At 68.9% G+C, this 22183-nt stretch carries 20 protein-coding genes; 16 read left to right on the plus strand and 4 right to left on the minus strand.

The window, feature by feature from the left end; all coding sequences use genetic code 11:
- Positions 1-155: 155 nt before the first annotated feature.
- The 3 genes from STRBO_RS0115325 (at position 156) to STRBO_RS0115335 (ending at position 4544) form a co-directional block, all read left to right on the plus strand.
- On the plus strand, positions 156-860 hold the full coding sequence (locus STRBO_RS0115325) for an HAD family hydrolase (protein ID WP_020114415.1): 705 nt from the start codon (positions 156-158) through the stop codon (positions 858-860).
- Between the two features lie 405 nt (positions 861-1265).
- The gene (locus STRBO_RS0115330) at positions 1266-2870 is read left to right on the plus strand and encodes an ABC transporter substrate-binding protein (RefSeq protein WP_005485210.1); all 1605 of its coding nucleotides are present in this window, start codon (positions 1266-1268) and stop codon (positions 2868-2870) included.
- A 90-nt stretch (positions 2871-2960) separates the two neighbouring features.
- A complete protein-coding gene (locus tag STRBO_RS0115335; RefSeq protein ID WP_005485212.1) occupies positions 2961-4544 on the plus strand; it encodes an ABC transporter substrate-binding protein in 1584 nt (527 codons plus the stop codon).
- A gap of 80 nt (positions 4545-4624) precedes the next feature.
- On the opposite strand, the gene STRBO_RS0115340 is transcribed toward STRBO_RS0115335, so the two are convergent.
- Positions 4625-5296 (minus strand): response regulator, encoded by a 672-nt coding sequence (locus STRBO_RS0115340; RefSeq protein WP_005485214.1) that lies wholly within the window; start codon positions 5294-5296, stop codon positions 4625-4627.
- 80 nt (positions 5297-5376) lie between these two features.
- Positions 5377-6309, minus strand: a complete 933-nt coding sequence (locus STRBO_RS0115345; protein ID WP_005485216.1) for a RecB family exonuclease — start codon at positions 6307-6309, stop codon at positions 5377-5379.
- Between the two features lie 227 nt (positions 6310-6536).
- Between STRBO_RS0115345 and STRBO_RS0115350 the strand changes: the two genes are divergently transcribed.
- From STRBO_RS0115350 to STRBO_RS0115360, 3 genes are all read left to right on the plus strand, one after another.
- Positions 6537-8147 (plus strand): site-2 protease family protein, encoded by a 1611-nt coding sequence (locus STRBO_RS0115350; RefSeq protein WP_005485218.1) that lies wholly within the window; start codon positions 6537-6539, stop codon positions 8145-8147.
- 52 nt (positions 8148-8199) lie between these two features.
- The gene (locus STRBO_RS0115355; RefSeq protein WP_005485220.1) at positions 8200-9102 is read left to right on the plus strand and encodes a tRNA (adenine-N1)-methyltransferase; all 903 of its coding nucleotides are present in this window, start codon (positions 8200-8202) and stop codon (positions 9100-9102) included.
- A 259-nt stretch (positions 9103-9361) separates the two neighbouring features.
- On the plus strand, positions 9362-9943 hold the full coding sequence (locus STRBO_RS0115360; protein ID WP_005485222.1) for a hypothetical protein: 582 nt from the start codon (positions 9362-9364) through the stop codon (positions 9941-9943).
- A gap of 89 nt (positions 9944-10032) precedes the next feature.
- Here the strand turns inward: STRBO_RS0115360 and STRBO_RS0115365 are convergent, their stop codons facing one another.
- Positions 10033-10338, minus strand: coding sequence for a ferredoxin (locus STRBO_RS0115365; RefSeq protein WP_028796671.1), 306 nt, complete (start codon positions 10336-10338; stop codon positions 10033-10035).
- Positions 10339-10595: 257 nt separating this feature from the next.
- On the opposite strand from STRBO_RS0115365, the gene arc reads away from it, so the two are divergent.
- From arc to prcA, 6 genes are all read left to right on the plus strand, one after another.
- Positions 10596-12362, plus strand: coding sequence for a proteasome ATPase (arc, locus tag STRBO_RS0115370; protein ID WP_028796672.1), 1767 nt, complete (start codon positions 10596-10598; stop codon positions 12360-12362).
- Positions 12363-12596: 234 nt separating this feature from the next.
- Positions 12597-14108 (plus strand): depupylase/deamidase Dop, encoded by a 1512-nt coding sequence (gene dop, locus STRBO_RS0115375; protein ID WP_342364954.1) that lies wholly within the window; start codon positions 12597-12599, stop codon positions 14106-14108.
- A gap of 190 nt (positions 14109-14298) precedes the next feature.
- Positions 14299-14514 carry a ubiquitin-like protein Pup gene (locus STRBO_RS0115380; protein WP_005485230.1) on the plus strand — a complete coding sequence of 72 codons (216 nt, stop codon included), beginning with the start codon at positions 14299-14301 and terminating at the stop codon, positions 14512-14514.
- 49 nt (positions 14515-14563) lie between these two features.
- On the plus strand, positions 14564-15163 hold the full coding sequence (locus tag STRBO_RS41650) for an endonuclease domain-containing protein (RefSeq protein ID WP_037627300.1): 600 nt from the start codon (positions 14564-14566) through the stop codon (positions 15161-15163).
- Positions 15115-15960, plus strand: a complete 846-nt coding sequence (prcB, locus tag STRBO_RS0115390) for a proteasome subunit beta (protein ID WP_028796674.1) — start codon at positions 15115-15117, stop codon at positions 15958-15960. Before STRBO_RS41650 ends, prcB begins: the two co-directional genes overlap by 49 nt.
- Positions 15961-16027: 67 nt before the next feature.
- Positions 16028-16768 (plus strand): proteasome subunit alpha, encoded by a 741-nt coding sequence (gene prcA / locus STRBO_RS0115395; protein ID WP_005485232.1) that lies wholly within the window; start codon positions 16028-16030, stop codon positions 16766-16768.
- A 74-nt stretch (positions 16769-16842) separates the two neighbouring features.
- Here prcA and STRBO_RS0115400 read toward each other — a convergent pair whose 3' ends face one another.
- Positions 16843-17865, minus strand: coding sequence for a LacI family DNA-binding transcriptional regulator (locus STRBO_RS0115400; RefSeq protein ID WP_005485233.1), 1023 nt, complete (start codon positions 17863-17865; stop codon positions 16843-16845).
- A 108-nt stretch (positions 17866-17973) separates the two neighbouring features.
- On the opposite strand from STRBO_RS0115400, the gene STRBO_RS0115405 reads away from it, so the two are divergent.
- From STRBO_RS0115405 to STRBO_RS0115420, 4 genes are all read left to right on the plus strand, one after another.
- Entirely contained in the window at positions 17974-19233 is a 1260-nt protein-coding gene (locus STRBO_RS0115405; RefSeq protein WP_005485234.1) for an MFS transporter, read from the plus strand.
- 9 nt (positions 19234-19242) lie between these two features.
- A complete protein-coding gene (pafA, locus tag STRBO_RS0115410) occupies positions 19243-20604 on the plus strand; it encodes a Pup--protein ligase (protein ID WP_005485235.1) in 1362 nt (453 codons plus the stop codon).
- A gap of 130 nt (positions 20605-20734) precedes the next feature.
- Positions 20735-21730, plus strand: coding sequence for an FKBP-type peptidyl-prolyl cis-trans isomerase (locus STRBO_RS0115415; RefSeq protein ID WP_005485236.1), 996 nt, complete (start codon positions 20735-20737; stop codon positions 21728-21730).
- A 62-nt stretch (positions 21731-21792) separates the two neighbouring features.
- On the plus strand, positions 21793-22164 hold the full coding sequence (locus STRBO_RS0115420; protein ID WP_005485237.1) for an FKBP-type peptidyl-prolyl cis-trans isomerase: 372 nt from the start codon (positions 21793-21795) through the stop codon (positions 22162-22164).
- Positions 22165-22183: the final 19 nt, after the last annotated feature.

The raw sequence follows: 22183 nt of genomic DNA on the forward strand, positions 1-22183 counted from the left end.
CGCTGCGCCGTCGTCGCTGGTCGCGGCCCCTGCCGGGCGGGGGCCGGCTCGCCCGCGAGGCGTTTGTCGGCGTGACGTCGTAGACTGGTCGGTCCACCGCAGGCCGGTTCCCCATCCGGGAACCGGCCTGCTCGTCCCCCAAGGAGGTGCGCCGGATGACCACGACGATTCCCGCGCCAGGAACCCGTACGGCCGAAGGCTCCGCGCTGCAGGCCGTGCTCCTCGACATGGACGGCACCCTGGTGGACACCGAGGGGTTCTGGTGGGACGTGGAGGTGGAGGTCTTCGCCGGCCTCGGCCACGCTCTCGACGACTCCTGGCGCCATGTCGTGGTCGGCGGCCCCATGAGCCGCAGCGCGGGCTTCCTCATCGAGGCCACCGGCGCCGACATCACCCTCCCCGAGCTGAGCGTGCTGCTCAACGACGGCTTCGAGGCCCGTATCGGGCGCGCGCTGCCCCTGATGCCCGGCGCCTCCAGACTCCTCGCCGAGCTCGCCGCCCACGACGTCCCCACGGCCCTGGTCTCCGCCTCGCACCGGCGCATCATCGACCGCGTCCTGGCCTCCCTCGGCCCCCAGTACTTCGCCCTGACCGTCGCGGGCGACGAGGTCGAGCGGACCAAGCCGTTCCCCGACCCCTACCTCCTCGCGGCCTCCGGCCTCGGCGCGGAGCCCGCCCGGTGCGCGGTCATCGAGGACACCGCGACCGGTGTCGCCGCCGCCGAGGCCGCCGGCTGCCATGTGGTCGCCGTCCCGTCCGTCGCCCCCATCGCCCCCGCCGTCCGCCGCACCGTCGTGAACTCGCTGGAAGAGGTCGACCTGCCATTTCTGCGCGGTCTGCTGGTGGCGACCGGCAATTGAAAACGCAAGGAATTCCAAGATCGCGAACAGAACCGGGTACGGGTAATTCGGTCCGGTCGCAATGACTGAATTCCCGGACCCGGGAACCCCTTTTCGGCTGTGACGTTTGCCACTCCCGCATGTGTCCGGGGCGGCCTCCGGACGTGTCCAAACCCCGCATTCGGGGGAGTTCGACACGTCTTTGTGTCCCGATTGGCGAAGGCTGCACCCAAACATTCCGTGCGCACTACACCGTTTGTGTCCACACCCGGTTCCGCAGCGTGATGGGAACTCAACTCCGGTACGCGCGGGCCTGTTCGGCGGTGCGGGCTAATCTCGACGCGAGAACATCGCCGTACTTCCCGTGACGCGCTCGCACCACCCCGCAGGCACCCGTCCCGGACCACAGCTCTGGAGAAACCGAGCATGAACCGCAAGACCCTGGTGCTGCCGGCCGTGATCGGACTGCTCGCCCCGGTGCTCGCCGCCTGCGGCGCCACCGACGGCGCGGGCGCGAGCGGCGACGCGATCGTCGTCGGCACCACCGACCGGTTCACCGCCTCGAAGGAGGCCCCGGCCCCGATCGACCCGGCCTACGCCTACGACGTCGGCACGTGGAACATCCTGCGCCAGACCGTCCAGACCCTCCTGGTCCAGCCGCGCGGCGACGGCGAACCGCAACCCGAGGCCGCCTCCCGGTGCTCCTTCACCGACAGCGGCAACGAGCGCTACGCCTGCACGCTGCGCACCGGCCTGAAGTTCGCCGACGGCTCCCCGATCACCGCCGAGGACGTCAAGTTCTCCATCGACCGCGCCCGCTCCCTCAAGGCCGACAGCGGTGTCTTCGCCCTGCTGTCCACCATCGACCTCGTGGAGACCAAGGGCGACAACGAGGTGATCTTCCACCTCAACAGCCCCGACGCGACCCTCCCGTACAAGCTGTCCACCCCCGTCGCCGGCATCGTCAACCCGGCCGACTACGACAAGGGCAAGCTGCGCGACGGCTTCCAGGTCGACGGCTCCGGCCCGTACACCCTGGACGCCGAGGTCGAGAACAACGAGCTGGTCCGGGCCGTGTTCACCAAGAACCCCCACTACAAGGGGCAGTTGGACCCGAAGAACGACAAGGTCGAGCTGCGCTCCTTCGCGGACGCCGACGCCATGGGCAGCGCCCTGGAGGCCGGCGACATCGACCTGATGACCCGCACCATGACGCCCGAGCAGATCACCAAGCTCTCCGAGTCCACCGACGGCGACATCGACGTCATCGAGTCCGCCGGCCTGGAGATCCGCTACCTCGCCTTCAACACCGACGCCGCCCCGGTCAAGGACACCGCCGTCCGCCGCGCCATGGCCGAGGTCATCGACCGCGGCGAACTCGTCGCCAAGGTCTACGGCACCCAGGCCGAACCCCTCTTCTCGCTGGTCCCGGCCGGCATCACCGGCCACTCCAACTCGTTCTTCAACCAGTACGGCGACCCGGACGTCGCCAAGGCGAAGTCGACCCTGCAGAGCGCGGGCGTCACCGCCCCGGTGAAGCTGACCCTCCACTACACGACCGACCACTACGGCTCGGCCACGAAGAAGGAGTTCGAGCTGCTGAAGAAGCAGCTCAACGACAGCGGCCTGTTCGACGTGACCATCAAGGGCACCCCCTGGTCCACGTTCCGCCCCGCCGAGCAGAAGGGCGAGTACGCGGTCTACGGCATGGGCTGGTTCCCGGACTTCCCCGACGCCGACAACTACCTCGCCCCCTTCCTCGACAAGGACAACTTCCTCGGCTCGCCGTACGCCAACAAGGAGATCCGCGGCAAGCTGATCCCCGAGTCCCGCCGGGCGGCCGACCGTCTCACCGCCGCGGGCAGCCTCACCGGCATCCAGGACATCGTCGCCGACGACGTGCCGATCCTCCCGCTGTGGCAGGGCAAGCAGTACGTCGCGGCCCGGGACGACATCACCGGTGCCGAGTACGCCCTCAACGCCGCCTCGACGCTCCAGCTCTGGGAGCTGGGCCGCGGCCGCGGCAACTGACCGGACCTCAACCACCCTCCGGACCAGGGCCCCTCGGCCTCGGGGGAACCGGAGCGCCCGCAATACACCGACGACACAAGGCATCCATACGTGAACATACGCACCCAGTGGCCCGTCCTGACCATCGCGACAGGGCTGGCCGCCGGCCTGCTGACCGGTTGCGGCTCCGACTCGGGGGGACCCGGGGACTCAGGTTCCGCCATCGTGATGGGGATGTCCGACGACGTCCTGGCCACCGACCCGGCCTCCGGCTACGACCCCGGGTCCTGGCTGCTTTTCAACAACGTCTTCCAGTCGCTGCTGAGCTTCCCCAACGGCGCCACCGAGCCCGAACCGGACCTCGCCGAGGAGTGCTCCTTCACCGACGACGGCACCAAGGTCTACGAGTGCACCCTCAAGAGCGGCCTGAAGTTCAGCAACGGTGAGGCGCTCACCGCGAAGGACGTCAAGTTCTCCTTCGACCGCATGCTGAAGATCAACGACGACGCCGGCCCCGCGATCATGTTCCCCATGCTCGACAAGGTCGAGACCCCGGACGACAAGACCGTCCGCTTCGACCTCAAGTACGCCGACGCCACCTTCCCCAGCAAGATCGCCTCCGGCGCCGGCTCCATCGTCGACGAGAGCTCCTACGACGCCGACGGACTCCGCGAGGACGGCGAGGCGGTCGGCTCCGGCCCCTACAAGCTGGACTCCTTCGGCGAGGACGAGGCCGTCTTCACCGTCAACGACAACTACAAGGGCACCGCCGACGTCGAGAACACCGGCGTCACCCTCCGGTTCTTCCACGGTGACCAGGACGCCCTGAAGAAGTCCCTGCTGGAGGGCGACCTCGACGTCACCTACCGCGGCCTCAGCGCCTCCGACATCTCCGACATCGAGACCGACACCTCCACCGCCAGCGGCGTCGACATCGTCGACGGCACCGGCGCCGAGGTCCAGCACCTCGTCTTCAACATGGACGACCCGGTCGCCGGCAAGCTCGGCGTCCGCCAGGCCATCGCCCACATCCTCGACCGCGAGGCCCTCGTCGACGAGGTCTACCAGGGCACCGCCACACCGCTGTACTCGATCATCCCGGCCGGTATCACCGGCCACAACACGGCCTTCTTCGACACCTACGGCGCCCGCCCCTCCACGGACAAGGCCGAGGCCGCCCTCCGCGCCGACGGCATCACCGACAAGGTCGAGCTGACCCTCTGGTCCACCCCGTCGCGCTACGGCCCCTCCACCGACCAGGAGTTGAAGGCCATCGCGAAGCAGCTCAACGACAGCGGCCTGTTCGACGCCGACGTCAAATCCGTCGCCTTCGCCCAGTACGAGAAGGACATCGCCGCCGGCAAGTACGGCGTCTACGTGAAGGGCTGGGTCCCCGACTACCCGGACCCCGACAACTTCACCGGCCCCTTCTTCGGCAAGGGCAACGTGCTGGACAACAACTACAGCAACACCACCATCACCGGTGAGCTTCTCCCCAAGACCGCCGCCGAGAGCGAGCGCTCCGCCACGGAGAAGGAGTACGCCGAACTGCAGAACATCGTCGCCACCGACGTCCCCCTCCTGCCCATCTGGCAGGCCAAGCAGTACGCCGTCGTCGGCGACGACGTCTACGGCCTGGAGTACTGCCTGGACGCCTCCACCGTCTTCCGCTTCTGGGAGCTCAGCAAGGGCTGACGCCACACGGCCGCACACACCGAGGGCGCCCTCTTCCGACGAAGAGGGCGCCCTCGGCGCGTGAACACGATGCGCGATACCTACTGCGCGCCGGGGCGCACCAGCCCGCTCTCGTACGCGTACACCGCCGCCTGCACCCGGTCGCGCAGCCCCAGCTTGGTCAGCACATGCCCCACATGCGTCTTGACCGTGGTCTCGCTGACGAACAGGTCGGCGGCGATCTCCGCGTTCGACAGACCACGCGCCACCAGCTTCAGCACCTCGACCTCACGGTCGGTCAGCGTGTGCAGGGTGTCCGGCACCGGCTCGTCGCCGGACGGCAGATGCTCCGCGTACTTGTCCAGCAGCCGGCGCGTGATGCTCGGCGCGAGCATCGCCTCGCCGCCCGCCACCACCCGGATCGCCTGCACCAGCTCATTGGCCGGCGCGTCCTTCAGCAGGAACCCGCTGGCACCCGCCCGCAGCGCCTCCACCACGTACTCGTCCAGGTCGAACGTCGTCAGCACCAGCACCTTCGCCGGACCGTCCCGCCCGGGACCGGTGATCTGCCGCGTCGCCTCCACCCCGTCCATCCGGGGCATACGGATGTCCATCAGCACCACATCGGGCTGCAGCGCCCGCACCTGGTCGAGTGCCTGCAGACCGTCACCGGCCTCCCCGACGACCGCGATGTCCTGCTCCGCCTCCAGAATCATCCGGAAGCCGGTACGCAGCAGCGGCTGGTCGTCGACCAGTAGGACCCGGACGGCCACGAAAGTCTCCTTCGCTAGAGCCTGATACGGGATCAGACCGGCTTCGGGCCCCCCGGCCCGGGCCTGATCCACCGAAGACCCTAGTCCGGCCCCATTCTGCCCTGCCCGTCGACGCCCGACTCGGGCGACCTCACCGGGAGGATCTGGAGGGGGTACGGCGGGGGAGTGCCCCCGAACTCCGGACACACCGACCGGTGGTCGCACCAGCCGCACAGCTTCGTCGGCCGGGGCCGCCACTCACCGCTCTCCGTGGCCACCCGGATCGCCTCCCACAGCGCGAGCAGCTTGCGCTCCACCCGCTCCAGATCCGCGATCACCGGGTCGTACGTCAGCACGTCACCGCTGCCCAGATACACCAGCTGCAACCGGCGCGGCACCACCCGCTTCAGCCGCCACACCACCAGCGCGTAGAACTTCATCTGGAACAGCGCGCCCTCGGCGTACTCCGGACGGGGCGCCTTGCCCGTCTTGTAGTCGACGATGCGCACCTCCCCGGTGGGCGCCACATCCACCCGGTCGATGATCCCGCGCAGCCTGAGCCCCGACTCCAGCTCCGCCTCCACGAACAGCTCCCGCTCGGCGGGCTCCAGACGCGTCGGGTCCTCCAGCGTGAACCAGCGCTCCACCAGCTGCTCCGCCTCGGCCAGCCAGCGCGCCAGCCGCTCACCCTCCGTGTCGTCCGCGAACAGCTCCACGACCTCCGGCCGGGTCTCCCGCAGCCGGTCCCACTGCCCCGGCACCAGTGACCTGGCCCGCGGCGCCGTCCGCTCCGCCGCCGGCGCGTCGAAGAGTCTCTCCAGCACCGCGTGCACCAGCGTGCCGCGGGTCGCCGCCTCGCTCGGCTTCTCGGGCAGCCGGTCGATCACCCGGAACCGGTACAGCAGCGGACACTGCATGAAGTCACTGGCGCGCGACGGCGACAGCGAGGCAGGCGGCGCGGCGGCCCGTACGGCGGGACGGTCGTCCTCGCCGCCCACGGGGACGGTGCCGGCGCCGTCGGTGCTGGTTTCCATGACCTCAGACCATACGGCCCACCACTGACAGTGACAGCCACCGGCCCGCACCGCCCCCGGCCGGCGACCCGCACCCCGACACCCGTGTGCCCGGTGCGACGCGGGGGAGAACAGAGGAGAACAGAGGGGTGCCGGGGCGGAACGTGCCCCGGCGACCGCATAGCATCGACCGCAGACCCTTCCGCCCGGCCACCGGGCGCGGAAGACGCTTCGAACGAGGGGACATCGTGGAGACGAGCGGCGGGAGCGGACAGCCGCGGTCCGACAGCGACGAGGCGCCCGAGCGCGCGCACCGCGACGCGACCGAGCCACCGGCCGAGAACGACGCCCCCACCCCGGCCCCGCACACCCCCGACGAACCGTCCACCCCCGCCGACGCCCCCGGAGCGCCAGCCCCCGAGCGGCCCGAAGCACCGGAGGCACCGGAGGCCTCCCGGCCCACCGGCGAGCCCGACGAGCAGCACCCCGCCGAAGAACCCACCGCCGCCCGGCCCCCCGGCGACCCCGCGGACCCCACACCCCCGCCCACCGCGGACGAACCGCCGACGGCCCCGGTGGCTCCGGCCGACCCGGCCGACCCGACCGACCTCGACAAGGCGCCGGAGGACGAACAGGAGCGCACGGCGGCCTTCGCACGCCCCGCCGCCCCCACGGACGCCGCCCCCAAACCTCCCGCACGCCCCAAGGAGCCCGGCGGCGGCATCCTCATGGGCCGCCCCTTCGGCGTCCCCGTGTACGTCGCCCCCAGCTGGTTCCTCGTCGCCGCGCTCATCACCTGGGTCTTCGGCGGCCAGCTCGACCGCGTCCTGCCCGAACTCGGCGCCGCCCGCTATCTCGTCGCCCTCTTCTTCGCGGTCGCCTTCTACGCCTCCGTCCTCGTCCACGAACTCGCCCACACCATCGCCGCCCTGCGCTACAAACTGCCGGTGCGCCGCATCCAGCTCCAGTTCTTCGGCGGCGTCTCCGAGATCGAGAAGGAGTCCGAGACCCCCGGCCGCGAATTCGTCCTCGCCTTCGTCGGCCCCCTGCTCTCCCTCGTCCTCGCAGGCGTCTTCTACCTCGCCCTGCTCGCCGTCGAACCGGGCACCGTCCCCGGCGTCCTGCTCGCCGGCCTGATGGCCTCCAACCTGATCGTGGCCGCGTTCAACCTGCTCCCCGGCCTGCCCCTCGACGGCGGACGCATGCTCCGCGCCGTCGTCTGGAAGATCACCGGCAAACCCATGAGCGGCACCATCGCCGCCGCCTGGGCCGGCCGCGCCCTCGCCGTCTGCGTCCTCATCGGACTGCCGCTCCTCACCCAGTCAGGCCTGCTCGGCTCCGCCGCCGAGGACAGCGTCGGCATGGACACCGTCCTCGACGCCCTGCTCGCCGCGATCCTCGCCGCGATCATCTGGACCGGCGCCGGCAACAGCCTCCGCATGGCCCGCCTGCGCGAACACCTGCCCGAACTCCAGGCCCGCGCCCTCACCCGCCGCGCCGTCCCCGTCGAAACCGACACCCCCCTGTCCGAAGCCCTGCGCCGCGCCAACGAGGCCGGCGCCCGCGCCCTCGTCGTCGTCGACCCCGACGGCGAACCCCTCTCCCTCGTCCGCGAGGCCGCCATCGTCGGCGTACCCGAACACCGCCGCCCCTGGGTCGCCGTCAGCGGCCTCGCCCAGGACCTCACCGACGGCATGCGCGTCTCCGCCGAACTGGCGGGCGAAGAACTCCTCGACGCCCTCCGCGCCGCCCCCGCCACCGAGTACCTCGTGGTCGAGGACTCCGGCGAGATCTACGGAGTCCTCTCGGCCGCCGACGTGGAACGCGCCTTCGTCAAGGCGATGGCACGGCCCAGCTGAGCTCCCCGCGACCATGGTCGGCGCGCTCCCCGGGGACCGGTAGGCTGGTCACATGTCCGAACCGACCGGTGCCGCCCGCCGTCGCGGGCCCTTCAAGGTCGGGGACCAGGTCCAGCTCACCGACCCCAAGGGACGCCACTACACGTTCACGCTCGAAGAGGGAAAGAACTTCCACACCCACAAGGGTTCCTTCCCGCACGACGAGCTGATCGGCGCTCCCGAGGGCAGTGTTGTCCGCACCACGGGGAACGTCGCCTACCTGGCGCTCCGCCCCCTGCTCCCCGACTACGTCCTGTCCATGCCCCGCGGCGCCGCCGTGGTCTACCCCAAGGACGCGGGGCAGATCCTCGCCTTCGCCGACATCTTCCCCGGCGCCCGCGTCGTCGAGGCCGGAGTCGGCTCCGGCTCGCTCAGCAGCTTCCTGCTGCGCGCCATCGGCGACCAGGGCATGCTGCACAGCTACGAGCGCCGCGAGGACTTCGCCGAGATCGCGCAGGCCAACGTGGAGCGCTACTTCGGCGGCCCCCACCCCGCCTGGCAGCTCACCGTCGGCGACCTCCAGGACAACCTGAGCGACACCGAGGTCGACCGCGTCGTCCTCGACATGCTCGCCCCCTGGGAGTGCCTGGAAGCCGTCTCCAAGGCCCTCGTCCCCGGCGGCATCGTCTGCTGCTACGTGGCGACCACCACCCAGCTCGCCCGGACCGTCGAGTCCATCCGCGAGATCGGCTGCTTCAACGAGCCGAGCGCCTGGGAGTCGATGGTCCGCAACTGGCACATCGAGGGCCTCGCCGTCCGCCCCGACCACCGCATGATCGGCCACACCGGCTTCCTGCTCACCGCCCGCCGCCTCGCCGACGGCGTCGAGCCCCCCATGCGCCGCCGCCGCCCCTCCAAGGGCTCCTACGGCGAGGACTACTCCGGTCCCAACGCCGACGGCGGCGCCGGCCGCTGAACCACCACCCACCCCGGTGGGCGGCCCACGCCGCCCACCCCGGTGCCGTGGACGGCCGCCCACCGCGGACAACGCACCCCTGACATGCCCGAGTTCCCGGCAGCGCCCGCGAACTCGGGCACAGCGCTCCGCCGTTGTCGCGCCGCGGTAAGCCGCGGGAAGCCGCGGGAACCACCCACCCCGCCGTTCCACCCCACTGTGACGTGTGGCACCATGCGGGTCACCCCCACCGGCACAGCACCCCCAGGAGACGCTCCTAGTGCAGCAATCCGCCGTCCCGGAACTGGCACACGCACACGCACACACCCGCCCCATCCACTGGCTCGCCACGGCCACCGCCCTCGCCGGCGTCGTCGCCCTGTCGTCCGCCCTCCAGCCCGACGCGGCACGAGCGGCCCAGCCCGCCCCGAAGGCGAACCCCGCCCCGGCCGCCGTGGCAGCCCCCGACCCCACCGAGGCGGACCTCCCTCTCGACTGCGGACCCGTCGGCATCGTCGTGAAGAAGCAGGCCTCCGGAGACCTCGACGCGGACGGCCGCCCCGAAACCGTGGCCGTCGTGCACTGCGACGCCAGCATGGGAACCCCGCCCGACGGCGTCTACGTCCTCACCCGCTCCACCGATGCCGCCCGGCCCCGTGTCGTCGCCACCCTCGTGAACCCCAAGGACCGCGAGACGGTGTCCGACTTCGCCGTCCGGGACGCCGCCGTCATCGCCACCCTGCACGGCTACTCGTCGGCCGACGTACCCAACTGCTGCCCCGACGTCACCGACCCCGTCAAGTGGCAGTGGAAGAACGGGGCGTTCGTACGCTCGACGCCCGCCGGAACACAAAACGTCTGACATCGCCCACCTCGGGCGAACGGGAAGTGATCACCCGGCAAACCCGCTGTGAGAAAGCAGACACGCGGAGACGCGGAGTGCCTGGTGGGTCACTCCGCGTCAGGGCCGAACACCTCGACCCTGTCCGAAACGCGACGTACATGAATGCACTCGCCCGGACACTCCTTCGCGGAGTCCACCACATCCGTGAGAAGCGGCAGCGGAACGGGCGTTGTCGCCCCCGGAGCCTGCAACAACTCCTCGCCCGGGCTCTTCACATAGGCCAGCCCGTCGATGTCCAGCTCGAACACCTCGGGCGCGTACTGGACGCAGATACCGTCGCCGGTGCACAGGTCCTGGTCGATCCAGACCTCGAGCGCCTCGCCCTCGGCCCCGGCCTCCTGCTGCACGGTCATCTCTCCGGTCCCCTCGATCGTCGTCTCCACCGCCGAGCCGTTCGGGAACGATGCAGGCTCCGACGGGTGTTGAACACTTCGACCCTACCCGGGGCGGCTTCCCAATCATGTTCGGTGGGTATTCCCCTGGCGTGAGGGAGAGCGCAAGGGTGAAGATCGGACACACCCCGACCGTCTTTGTGATCTAGGGGTTTCAATCGACACCCACCCAGGTAGGGTCTGGAAGCGTCCAGCTCCCCTTGGAGGAGGTGAGGACCGTGGCAGCCCACGACGACGACATGAACCGCGGCATCCGCCCGGGACGAGGGTCCGACGACCCGTCCGGGCAGATTGCCTACCTTGAGCAGGAGATCGCCGTCCTGCGACGCAAGCTCGCCGACTCTCCGCGACACACGAGGATTCTCGAAGAGCGGATCGTCGAACTGCAGACCAATCTGGCCGGCGTGTCCGCACAGAACGAGCGGCTCGCCAACACCCTCCGTGAGGCCCGCGACCAGATCGTGGCCCTCAAGGAGGAAGTCGACCGGCTCGCACAGCCGCCGGCCGGCTTCGGTGTCTTCCTCACGGCGAACGAGGACGGCACGGCCGACATCTTCACCGGAGGCCGAAAACTCCGGGTGAATGTCAGCCCCAGCGTCGACCTGGAAGCGCTCCGGCGAGGCCAGGAAGTGATGCTCAACGAAGCTCTCAACGTGGTCGAGGCCATGGAGTACGAGAGCGTCGGCGACATCGTCACCCTCAAGGAGATCCTTGAGGACGGCGAGCGCGCACTGGTACAGGGGCACACCGACGAGGAACGGGTGGTGCGGCTCAACGAGCCACTCCTGGACATCACCATCCGCCCCGGCGACGCCCTGCTGCTCGAACCCCGCTCCGGCTACGTCTACGAGGTCGTGCCCAAGAGCGAGGTCGAGGAACTCGTCCTCGAAGAGGTCCCCGACATCGGGTACGAGCAGATCGGTGGCCTCGGCAACCAGATCGAGATGATCCGCGACGCGGTCGAGCTCCCCTACCTCTACCCGGACCTGTTCAAAGAGCACGAACTGCGCCCGCCCAAGGGTGTCCTGCTCTACGGACCCCCCGGATGCGGAAAGACGCTCATCGCCAAGGCCGTGGCCAACTCACTGGCCAAAAAGGTCGCCGAAGTCACCGGCCAGGCCCAGGGCAAGAGCTTCTTCCTCAACATCAAGGGCCCGGAGCTCCTCAACAAGTACGTCGGCGAGACCGAGCGGCAGATCCGCCTCGTCTTCCAGCGTGCGAGGGAGAAGGCCAGCGAGGGCACTCCCGTCATCGTCTTCTTCGACGAGATGGAATCCCTCTTCCGCACCCGCGGCTCCGGCGTCAGCTCGGACGTGGAGAACACCATCGTCCCGCAGCTGCTCGCCGAGATCGACGGCGTGGAAGGCCTGCAGAACGTCGTGGTCATCGGCGCCTCCAACCGTGAGGACATGATCGACCCCGCCATCCTGCGCCCCGGCCGGCTCGACGTGAAGATCAAGATCGAGCGTCCGGACGCCGAAGCGGCCAAGGACATCTTCCAGAAGTACCTCACCGAGCGTCTCCCGCTCCACACGGACGACCTCGGCGAACACGGCGGCTCCAAGACCACCACCGTCCAGAGCATGATCCAGACGGCAGTGGAACACATGTACGCCGAATCCGAGGAAAACCGCTTCCTGGAAGTCACCTACGCCAACGGAGACAAGGAAGTCCTCTACTTCAAGGACTTCAACTCCGGCGCCATGATCGAGAACATCGTCGGCCGCGCCAAGAAAATGGCCATCAAGGACTTCCTCGACAAGAACCAGAAGGGCCTCCGCGTCTCCCACCTCCTCCAGGCCTGCGTGGACGAGTTCAAGGAGAACGAGGACCTGCCCAACACCACCAACCCGGACGACTGGGCCCGAATCTCCGGAAAGAAGGGCGAACGGATCGTCTACATCCGTACGCTGATCACCGGAAAGCAGGGCGCCGACACCGGACGCTCCATCGACACGGTGGCGAACACCGGACAGTACCTGTAAAACACAGGGCGGCTGCGGGTGCCCTTCATGGGTACCCGCAGCCGAGTGCTTTCCAGGCACGAGCCGGAGCAGAGCAATGACGCAAATGATCTCCCCACCAGCGCGAAGCCGTTCTAGGCTCGTTCGTACCGCCGAGTCGCGCAGTGCGGGGACGGGCACCGCACACGCACCGGAGCGCCAGCGGTACTTGAGCAGCGTCCCCGACCGAGGGCGCCGCCGGGCAAGGAGGGCCGCATGACCGTACGGCGAGTAATGGGCATCGAGACGGAGTACGGGATCTCCGTCCCCGGCCACCCCAATGCCAATGCCATGCTCACCTCGTCCCAGATCGTCAACGCCTACGCAGCGGCGATGCACCGGGCCCGCAGGGCCCGCTGGGACTTCGAGGAGGAGAATCCGCTGCGGGACGCGCGTGGCTTCGACCTCGCCCGCGAGGCCGCCGACTCCAGCCAGCTCACCGATGAGGACATCGGCCTCGCCAATGTCATCCTCACCAACGGCGCGCGGCTCTACGTCGACCACGCCCACCCCGAATACAGCGCACCCGAGGTCACCAACCCCCTGGACGCCGTCCTGTGGGACAAGGCCGGCGAGCGCATCATGGCCGAAGCCGCCGAACGCGCCGCCCAGCTCCCCGGCGCCCAGCCGATCCACCTCTACAAGAACAACACCGACAACAAGGGCGCCTCCTACGGCACGCACGAGAACTACCTGATGAAGCGGGAAACCGCCTTCTCGGACATCGTGCGCCACCTCACCCCGTTCTTCGTCTCCCGCCAGGTCTTCGCGGGCGCCGGCCGCGTCGGCATCGGCCAGGACGGCCACGAACACGGCTTCCAGCTCAGCCAGCGCGCCGACTACTTCGAGGTCGAAGTCGGCCTGGAGACCACCCTCAAACGACCCATCATCAACACCCGCGACGAACCCCACGCGGACGCGGAGAAATACCGCCGCCTCCACGTGATCATCGGCGACGCGAACCTCTCGGAGATCTCCACCTACCTGAAGCTGGGCACGACGGCCCTGGTCCTCTCCATGATCGAGGACGGCTTCATCGCCGTCGACCTCGCCGTCGACCAGCCCGTACGCACCCTCCACCAGGTCTCGCACGACCCGACCCTGCAACGCCTCGTCACTCTGCGCAGCGGCCGCACCCTGACCGCCGTACAGCTCCAGATGGAGTACTACGAGCTGTCGCGCAAGTACGTGGAGGAGCGCTTCGGGGCCGACGCGGACGATCAGACGAAGGACGTCCTCAGCAGGTGGGAGGACACCCTCAACCGCCTGGAGAACGACCCGATGAGCCTGTCCGGCGAGCTGGACTGGGTCGCCAAGCGCGAACTGATGGAGGGCTACCGGCGCCGCGACGACCTCGACTGGGACGCCGCCCGGCTGCACCTCGTCGACCTGCAGTACGCCGACGTGCGCGCCGAGAAGGGCCTCTACAACCGTCTCGCGGCCCGCGGCAAGATGAAGCGGCTCCTGACCGAGGCGGACGTCGACCGGGCCCGTACGAAGCCGCCGGAGGACACCCGCGCGTACTTCCGCGGTCGCTGCCTGGAGCAGTACGCGGACGACGTCGCGGCGGCCTCCTGGGACTCGGTGATCTTCGACCTCCCGGGCCGGGACTCGCTCCAGCGCGTCCCAACCCTCGAACCGCTTCGCGGAACGCGAAATCACGTCAAGGAGCTCCTGGACCGCTGCCGCACGGCAGAAGACCTGGTCAGGGTGTTGTCCGGGCACTGAACCGGGCTTCAATCGTGATCAGCCGAGCAGGGTGGAAACACCCCCGTCCGGGAATCATCGAGGTGGCCCCCGGACGTTGAGGAAACGACGGGGCCAATGTCGGACCCTGCTTGTAGGGTCTGATCACCACCGATCGGCAGGAAAGCCGACCTGTCGACCATGTCGGGCGAAACAGAGCGGGGTGAGGGTTATGGCGACCAAGGACACCGGCGGCGGCCAGCAGAAGGCCACCCGTTCCACCGAGGAGACCGAGGCGGCGCCGGAGGCGCAGGCATCGGAGGACCTCAAGGAACGCCAGGAGAAGCTGAGCGACGACGTGGACTCGGTTCTGGATGAGATCGACGATGTCCTCGAGGAAAATGCCGAGGATTTCGTTCGGAGCTTCGTGCAAAAAGGCGGGGAGTGAGGTCTGAGGGGCTATTTGACCTTCGAATCGAAGAATTGGCTCGCGGGGGATGGAAGAGGTCGAGAAGCGGTGCGGCCGGTGCGGGCGAGTGCTGCCGGTCACCGCTTTCGCGAAGGACAGGAACCGTAGCGACGGCCTTCAGGTGAGGTGCCGGGAGTGCGTGGCCGAGTACAGCGCCACTCACTACCGGCGTCGCCGGGAGGCCATGGGCAAGCCCGTACGGGAGAAGGTGGACGTCCCCGCCGGGCACAAGCTGTGTCGGACATGCGGTGAGGTCAAACCTCACAGCGAGTGGCATCGCAACGCGACCGCGTCCGACGGTCTGTCGACGCGTTGCAAGGCGTGCCGGGCCGTCCAGGGCAGGCAGGGCCATCTGAAGCGTCAGTACGGCATCACCGAAGTCGAACGCGACGAGCTGATCGCCTCTCAAGGGGGCGTCTGCTGTATCTGTTTGGCTGCTTTGCCGGTGCATGTGGATCACTGCCACGAGACGGGTAGGGTCCGAGGCGTACTGTGCTTCAGCTGCAACGCGGCGCTGGGGCAATTCAAGGATCGGCCCGACGTCATAAGGCGGGCTGCGACATATGTGGAAGGAAACGCGTGGAAGCCAACACTCGTAGCACCGGGCGTCTACCAGCTGCCTTCCTGACGCCTGGGTCGTCGTCCTTCATGGATTTCCTGTCGGACCACCAGCCGGAGCTGCTCCCCGGCAAGCGGCAGCTGCCGCCGACCCAGGGCGTCATCGAGGCCCCGCACGGAACGACGATCGTCGCCGTGACGTTCCCCGGCGGCGTGGTGCTCGCCGGTGACCGCCGGGCCACGATGGGGAACATGATCGCGCAGCGGGACATCGAGAAGGTGTTCCCGGCGGACGAGTACTCGGCGGTGGGTATCGCCGGCACGGCCGGTCTGGCCGTGGAGATGGTGAAGCTGTTCCAGCTGGAGCTGGAGCACTTCGAGAAGGTCGAAGGCGCCCAGCTGTCGCTGGAGGGCAAGGCGAACCGTCTGTCGACCATGATCCGTTCCAACCTGGGCATGGCCATGCAGGGTCTGGCCGTCGTCCCCCTCTTCGCCGGTTTCGACGTCGACCGCGACAAGGGCCGCATCTTCTCGTACGACGTGACGGGCGGCCGTTCCGAGGAGAGCGGTTACGCGGCCACCGGCTCGGGTTCGATCTTCGCGCGCGGTGCGATGAAGAAGCTGTACCGTGCCGATCTCTCCGAGGACGAGGCGACGACCCTCGTCATCCAGGCCCTGTACGACGCGGCAGACGACGACTCGGCGACCGGTGGTCCCGATGTCGCCCGCCGGATCTACCCCATCGTCACCGTGATCACCGAGGACGGCTTCCGCCGTCTCACCGACGAGGAGTCCTCCGAGATCGCCCGTTCGATCCTGGAACGGCGTCTGGAGCAGCCCGACGGCCCCCGCGCCGCCCTGCTCTAGCCGGTCCGGTAGACGGCCCTCTTATCAAGGTGATCCAGTGACTTCGACAGAAAGGGACGGATAACCGGTGTCGACGCCGTTCTATGTCTCACCCCAGCAGGCGATGGCGGACCGGGCGGAGTACGCCCGCAAGGGCATCGCCCGTGGCCGCAGCCTGGTCGTGCTGCAGTATGCCGACGGCATCGTGTTCGTCGGCGAGAACCCGTCCCGTGCGCTGCACAAGTTCAGCGAGATCTACGACCGGATCGGTTTCGCGGCCGCCGGCAAGTACAACGAGTACGAGAACCTGCGGATCGGCGGTGTGCGCTACGCCGACCTTCGTGGGTACACCTACGACCGTGACGACGTGACCGCTCGTGGTCTCGCGAACGTCTACGCCCAGACGCTGGGCACGATCTTCTCCTCGGCGGCCGAGAAGCCGTACGAGGTGGAGCTGGTCGTGGCCGAGGTGGGGGAGACCCCCGAGGGTGACCAGATCTATCGGCTGCCGCATGACGGTTCGATCGTGGACGAGCACGGTTCGGTCGCGGTCGGCGGTAATGCCGAGCAGATCAGCAGCTATCTGGACCAGCGTCATCAGGACGGGGTGTCCTTGGCGGAGGCTCTGAAGCTGGCCGTGCAGGCCTTGTCGCGGGACACGAACGGCACGCAGCGGGAGATCCCCGCGGAGCGTCTGGAGGTGGCGGTCCTGGACCGCACGCGTCCCCAGCAGCGCAAGTTCAAGCGGATCGTCGGCCGTCAGCTGGCTCGTCTTCTGGAGGCCGAGGGCGCCGCCACCGAGGCGGAGAGTTCGGACGACGAGGAGTAGGCGTCGGCGGCTGCGATGCCGTGTCCGTAGTGCGCCCCGGCCGGGTACAGGCCGGGGCGCGCGGCTTTGTGCGCTCAGGCCGCCGGCGGGGCCGTGGATCCGCGTACGACCAGTTCCACGGGGATGTCCCCCTCGCTCGGGGTGCGTCCGTCCAGGACGGCCAGGAGGGCCTCCATGCCCCGCTCGCCGAACCGCTCCGCGTCCAGGCGGACGGTGGTGAGTTCGGGGTCGAGCGCGGTGGCGAGGGCGAGGTCGTCGAGTCCGGTGACGGAGAGGTCCTCGGGGACCCGTAGTCCCAGCCGTCGTGCGGCCTTGTAGGCGCCTGCGGCCAGTTTGTCGTCGTCGCAGACGAGTGCGGTGGGCCGGGGCGCGGCCGGCGCGGTGTCGGTCAGCGCGGTCTCGGCGGCGGCGAGTGCTCCTTCGATGGAGATGGGTGCGGCGGCCGTGTGCAGTGATGTGCCGGGGGTGGAGCCGATGCGGGCCGCCAGTTCCCGTGCGCGGACGTCGAAGGTCCAGGAGGGGATGTCGGCGGCCAGGTGGAGGAAGTGGCGGTGTCCGAGGCCGAGCAGGTGGTCGGCGATCTGTCGTACGCCGTCGCGGATGTCGAGGTTGACGGTGGCGGCGCCGAGGCTGCCGTCCGGGTCGCTGTCGAGCATCACCAGGGGGAGCTGGTCGCCGCGGATGGCGGTGAGGGCGTCGGCGGCCATGGAGGAGGCGATCACGCCGTCGAGGGCTGCCTGGGCGGAGGCGAAGGGGTCGCGGGCGGGGCCGACGCCTTCGGGGGAGGGGTAGAGGACGACGCCGAAGCCGTGGCGGGCGGCGACGCGGGCGGCGCCGGTGTAGACGGCGGCGAAGAATTCGGTGGTCAGGGCGGGGACGACGAGCAGGACGGTGCGGGTGCGGCCGAGGCGCAGGTTGCGGGCGGCGAGGTTGGGGCGGTAGCCGAGGTCGCGTGCGGCTTCGCGGACGCGTTGGGCGGTGGTCTCGGAGACTCGGCCGCGCCATTTGTCACCGAGGACGAGGGAGACGGCGGCCTGGGAGACGCCTGCGGCCTGGGCGACGTCACGGCTCGTGGGCCGTGTACTACCTCGTGCCACGGTCGGCGTGCTCCTTCGTCTGGACGGGTGGGCTGGGCACATGGTACGTATGACGGGAGGCGTTATACGTAACACGTCGCTCGTCGAGAGCCCTTCGAGAGGCAGGACATGGCCGCCGGATATCTCGGGATCCTCAGGACGCGGCACGCCGCGCGGCTGCTCGCCGGAACGCTGGTGGGCCGGTTGCCGAACGCCACGGCCGCGATCGCCGTCGTGCTGTTCGTCCGGGCGGAGGGCGGCACCTACAGCCTCGCGGGCGCGCTGGCGGCCGTGTACGGCCTCGCGAACGCGGTGGGGCAGCCGCTGCTGGGACGGCTCGTGGATCTCCACGGACAGCCGCGTGTGCAGCTGCCTGCGGCTGTCGTGTCCGCGCTCGCCATGTCGGCCTTCGCCCTGTCGGGGCCGGATCCGCTGCCGGTGGCGTATGCGGCCATGGCGGTCGCCGGGCTGTTCACGCCTCCGCTGGAGGGCGGGCTGCGGGCGCTGTGGTCCTCCGTGCTGCGCGGCAAGGAGCAGGTGCACACGGCGTACGCGATGGACGCGGTGGCGCAGGAGGTCATGTTCACCGTGGGGCCGCTGCTGGTGACCCTGTGCGTGGCGCTGTGGTCGGCGTCGGCCGCCCTGGTGGTGCTCAGTGTCATCGGGGTGCTCGGCGCGCTGTGGGTGGTCGTCTCGCCGCCTTCGCGGGCCTGGCGTTCGGCTCCCCGCGAGGCGCACTGGCTGGGCGCGCTGCGTTCTCCGGGCCTGCTGGCGCTGCTGGGCGCGTTCTTCTTCGTCGGTGTCGCGCTCGGTTCGATCACGGTGGCCGCCCTGTCGTACGCGGACGACAATGGCGGGGACGCCGTCTACGGCTGGCTGATGGCGGGTGTCGGGCTGGGCGCGCTCGTGGGTGGGACGGTGTACGGCGCGCGGCGGTGGAGCGGGGCGCCGGAGCGGCGTCTGCAGGTGCTGGTGGCGCTTCTGGCGGTCTGTTATGTGCCGCTGACACTGATGCCGGGTCCGGTGGGCATGACGGGGCTGACGGCGCTCGCGGGTGTGTTCCTGGCGCCGGCGATCGCCTGTGTGTTCGTTCTTGTCGATCGGCACGCGCCGCGCGGCACGGTGACGGAGGCGTTCTCGTGGATCGTGACGACGTTCACGGTGGGCCAGTCGGCGGGAACGGCGGTCGCCGGGCCGGTCGTCGAGTGGGGCGGGACGCTGTGGGGCTTCGTCGTGCCGGGGGCGGCGGGGGCCGTGTCGTTGCTGGTTCTGCTGGCCACCGGGCGGGTTCTCGCTGTTCCCTCCGAGGGTGCGGTGGTTGCGGTCTCATCGGAAAATGATCCAAACCGTGCTGCCGAACCCCGTTTCAGCTCGGTGGATCGGGCGTAATGTTCAGTCATGGACCGCCGCATTTTCGGGCTGGAGAACGAGTACGGCGTCACGTGCACGTTCAGGGGACAGCGCCGTCTGTCTCCTGACGAGGTGGCGCGGTACCTCTTCCGCCGTGTCGTGTCATGGGGCCGCAGCAGCAATGTGTTTCTGCGGAACGGGGCCCGCCTCTATCTCGACGTGGGCTCACATCCGGAATACGCGACACCCGAATGTGACAACGTGACCGAACTCGTCACTCACGACAAGGCCGGCGAGCGCATTCTGGAAGGACTGCTGGTCGATGCCGAACGCCGCCTGCACGAGGAGGGAATCGCGGGCGACGTCTACCTCTTCAAGAACAACACGGACTCGGCGGGCAACTCGTACGGTTGCCACGAGAACTATCTGGTGGCCCGGCACGGGGAGTTCTCCCGGCTCGCCGACATCCTGATTCCGTTCCTCGTCACCCGGCAGCTGCTGTGCGGCGCGGGCAAGGTGCTGCAGACCCCGCGTGGTGCGGTGTACTGCGTCAGCCAGCGCGCGGAGCACATCTGGGAGGGCGTCAGCTCGGCGACCACCCGCTCCCGGCCGATCATCAACACCCGCGACGAGCCGCACGCGGACGCCGAGCGGTACCGCCGTCTCCACGTCATCGTGGGCGACTCGAACATGTCCGAGACGACCATGCTGCTGAAGGTCGGGGCCACCGACCTGGTGCTGCGCATGATCGAGGCGGGCACGGTCATGCGTGACCTCACCCTGGAGAACCCGATCCGGGCGATCCGCGAGGTCAGCCATGACATCACCGGCCAACGCAAGGTGCGGCTGGCCAGCGGCCGTGAGGCCTCCGCGCTGGAGGTGCAGCGCGAGTACTACGAGAAGGCCGTGGACTTCGTGGAGCGCCGCGGCATCCGTACGGGCACCGTCGAGCAGGTCCTGGAGCTGTGGGGCCGCACGCTGGACGCGATCGAGGCCGAGGACCTCGACCGGATCGGTACCGAGATCGACTGGGTGATGAAGTACAAGCTCATCGAGCGGTACCGGGCCAAGCACAACATGACCATGTCGCATCCGCGGGTCGCCCAGATAGACCTCGCGTATCACGACATCCACCGCCGTCGTGGCCTCTACTACCTGTTGGAGAGGAAAGGTCAGGCCACCCGTATCTGCAACGACTTGAAGATCTTCGAGGGCAAGTCGGTTCCGCCGCAGACGACTCGGGCGAGGTTGCGTGGTGACTTCATCCGGCGCGCTCAGGAACAGCGTCGGGATTTCACGGTCGACTGGGTTCATCTCAAGCTCAACGACCAGGCGCAACGCACGGTTTTGTGCAAGGACCCGTTCCGTTCGGTGGACGATCGGGTGGAGAAGCTGATCGCCGGAATGTGAGCCGACTCGTTCCGGGTGGGATTGCGGAACGCAACGCGGGGCGCCGTACGTTTGCCGTACGGCGCCCTTCGCACGTCGTAGAGTTGCGCGCACGCCATCCGACAAGATCGACCGATACGAGGCCTTCACCGTGCGCCGACGCTCACTCCTCATCGCTGTTCCCGCTGGACTGGTCACGCTCGCCGCCTGTGGTGACGGTGAGTCCGACTCGGCCAAGGCCAGCAGCAGCCCGTCCGCGTCGGAGAGCGGCGCGGCGAAGCCGCCGAAGATCGTGGACGGTCCGCTGCCGGCGATCACGGGCGGGGTGAAGTTCGACGAGAAGCCGACCGTCGCCAAGGGCAGTGGCGATCCGTCGAAGGATCTGGCGGTGAAGACGGTCATCGCGGGCAGCGGGAAGACCGTCGCCGAGGGCGACTACATCCAGGCGAACTACCTGGGGCAGATCTGGTCGACGGCGAAGGTCTTCGACAACTCCTACGACCGCAAGACGCCGCTGGTCATCCAGCTCTCCCCGCAGGGCATCATCGACGGCTGGCGGTACGCGCTGACCGGCAAGAAGGCCGGCAGCCGGGTGCAGATGGCCGTGCCGCCGACCTGGGGCTACGGTCCGAAGGGCAACCCGCAGGCGGGGATCAAGGGCACCGACACGCTGGTCTTCGTCGTCGACGTGCAGGACACCTTCAACGCCAAGAGTTCGGCGAAGGGCACCAAGGTCGCGCAGAGCGACGCGAATCTGCCGAAGGTGGGGACCAACACCGACGGCAAGGCTCCCTCCATCGAGGTGCCGAAGGTCGACCCGCCGACGAAGCTGGTCGCGAACTACATCATCGAGGGCGACGGCCCGGAGGTCGGGGCCGACGACAGCCTCCTCGTGCAGTACAAGGGCGTGCTCTGGGACACCGGCAAGGAGTTCGACTCCTCGTACAGCCGTGAGGCGCTGAGCTCGTTCGGGTTGAAGCAGGTCGTCAAGGGCTGGTCGCAGGGCATGACGGGCAAGAAGGTGGGCAGTCGCCTTCTCATCGTCATCCCGCCGAAGCTGGGCTACGGGGACACGCCGCCCAGTGGCAGCGACATCAAGAAGGACTCCGTGATGGTGTTCACCGTGGACATCCTCGCGAAGATGTGAGGCCCCGGGATGCGAGACTGTCCGGCGTTGTCCAGTACATACACAAGCAGGAGCCTGAAGACGTGAGCATTGACAAGCCCGAGATCGACTTCCCCGAGGGCGCGCCGCCGGCCGACCTGGAGATCAAGGACATCTGGGAGGGCGACGGCGAGGTGGCCCAGGCGGGTCAGACCGTCACCGTGCACTACGTGGGTGTGTCCTACTCCACCGGTGAGGAGTTCGACGCCAGCTGGAACCGTGGTGCTCCGTTCCGCTTCCCGCTCGGTGGCGGTCGTGTCATCAAGGGCTGGGACCAGGGCGTGCAGGGCATGAAGGTCGGTGGCCGCCGTCAGCTGACCATCCCCGCGCACCTCGCCTACGGCAACCAGAGCCCGACGCCGGCGATCAAGCCCGGTGAGACGCTGATCTTCGTGGTCGATCTGCTCGGGGTCTGATCTGTCGGAAGCCGTGTCA

The sequence above is a fragment of the Streptomyces bottropensis ATCC 25435 genome (assembly GCF_000383595.1).
Classification (GTDB): domain Bacteria; phylum Actinomycetota; class Actinomycetes; order Streptomycetales; family Streptomycetaceae; genus Streptomyces; species Streptomyces bottropensis.

Bases quoted from the DNA above. Each gene is read 5' to 3' on its own strand.
- STRBO_RS0115345 (WP_005485216.1), bottom strand. From the start codon at position 6,309: ATGGAAACCAGCACCGACGGCGCCGGCACCGTCCCCGTGGGCGGCGAG.
- STRBO_RS0115330 (WP_005485210.1), top strand. From the start codon at position 1,266: ATGAACCGCAAGACCCTGGTGCTGCCGGCCGTGATCGGACTGCTCGCC.
- STRBO_RS41650 (WP_037627300.1), top strand. From the start codon at position 14,564: ATGGAAGAGGTCGAGAAGCGGTGCGGCCGGTGCGGGCGAGTGCTGCCG.
- STRBO_RS0115405 (WP_005485234.1), top strand. From the start codon at position 17,974: ATGGCCGCCGGATATCTCGGGATCCTCAGGACGCGGCACGCCGCGCGG.
- pafA (WP_005485235.1), top strand. From the start codon at position 19,243: ATGGACCGCCGCATTTTCGGGCTGGAGAACGAGTACGGCGTCACGTGC.
- dop (WP_342364954.1), top strand. From the start codon at position 12,597: ATGACCGTACGGCGAGTAATGGGCATCGAGACGGAGTACGGGATCTCC.
- STRBO_RS0115380 (WP_005485230.1), top strand. From the start codon at position 14,299: ATGGCGACCAAGGACACCGGCGGCGGCCAGCAGAAGGCCACCCGTTCC.
- STRBO_RS0115355 (WP_005485220.1), top strand. From the start codon at position 8,200: ATGTCCGAACCGACCGGTGCCGCCCGCCGTCGCGGGCCCTTCAAGGTC.
- STRBO_RS0115365 (WP_028796671.1), bottom strand. From the start codon at position 10,338: ATGACCGTGCAGCAGGAGGCCGGGGCCGAGGGCGAGGCGCTCGAGGTC.
- STRBO_RS0115325 (WP_020114415.1), top strand. From the start codon at position 156: ATGACCACGACGATTCCCGCGCCAGGAACCCGTACGGCCGAAGGCTCC.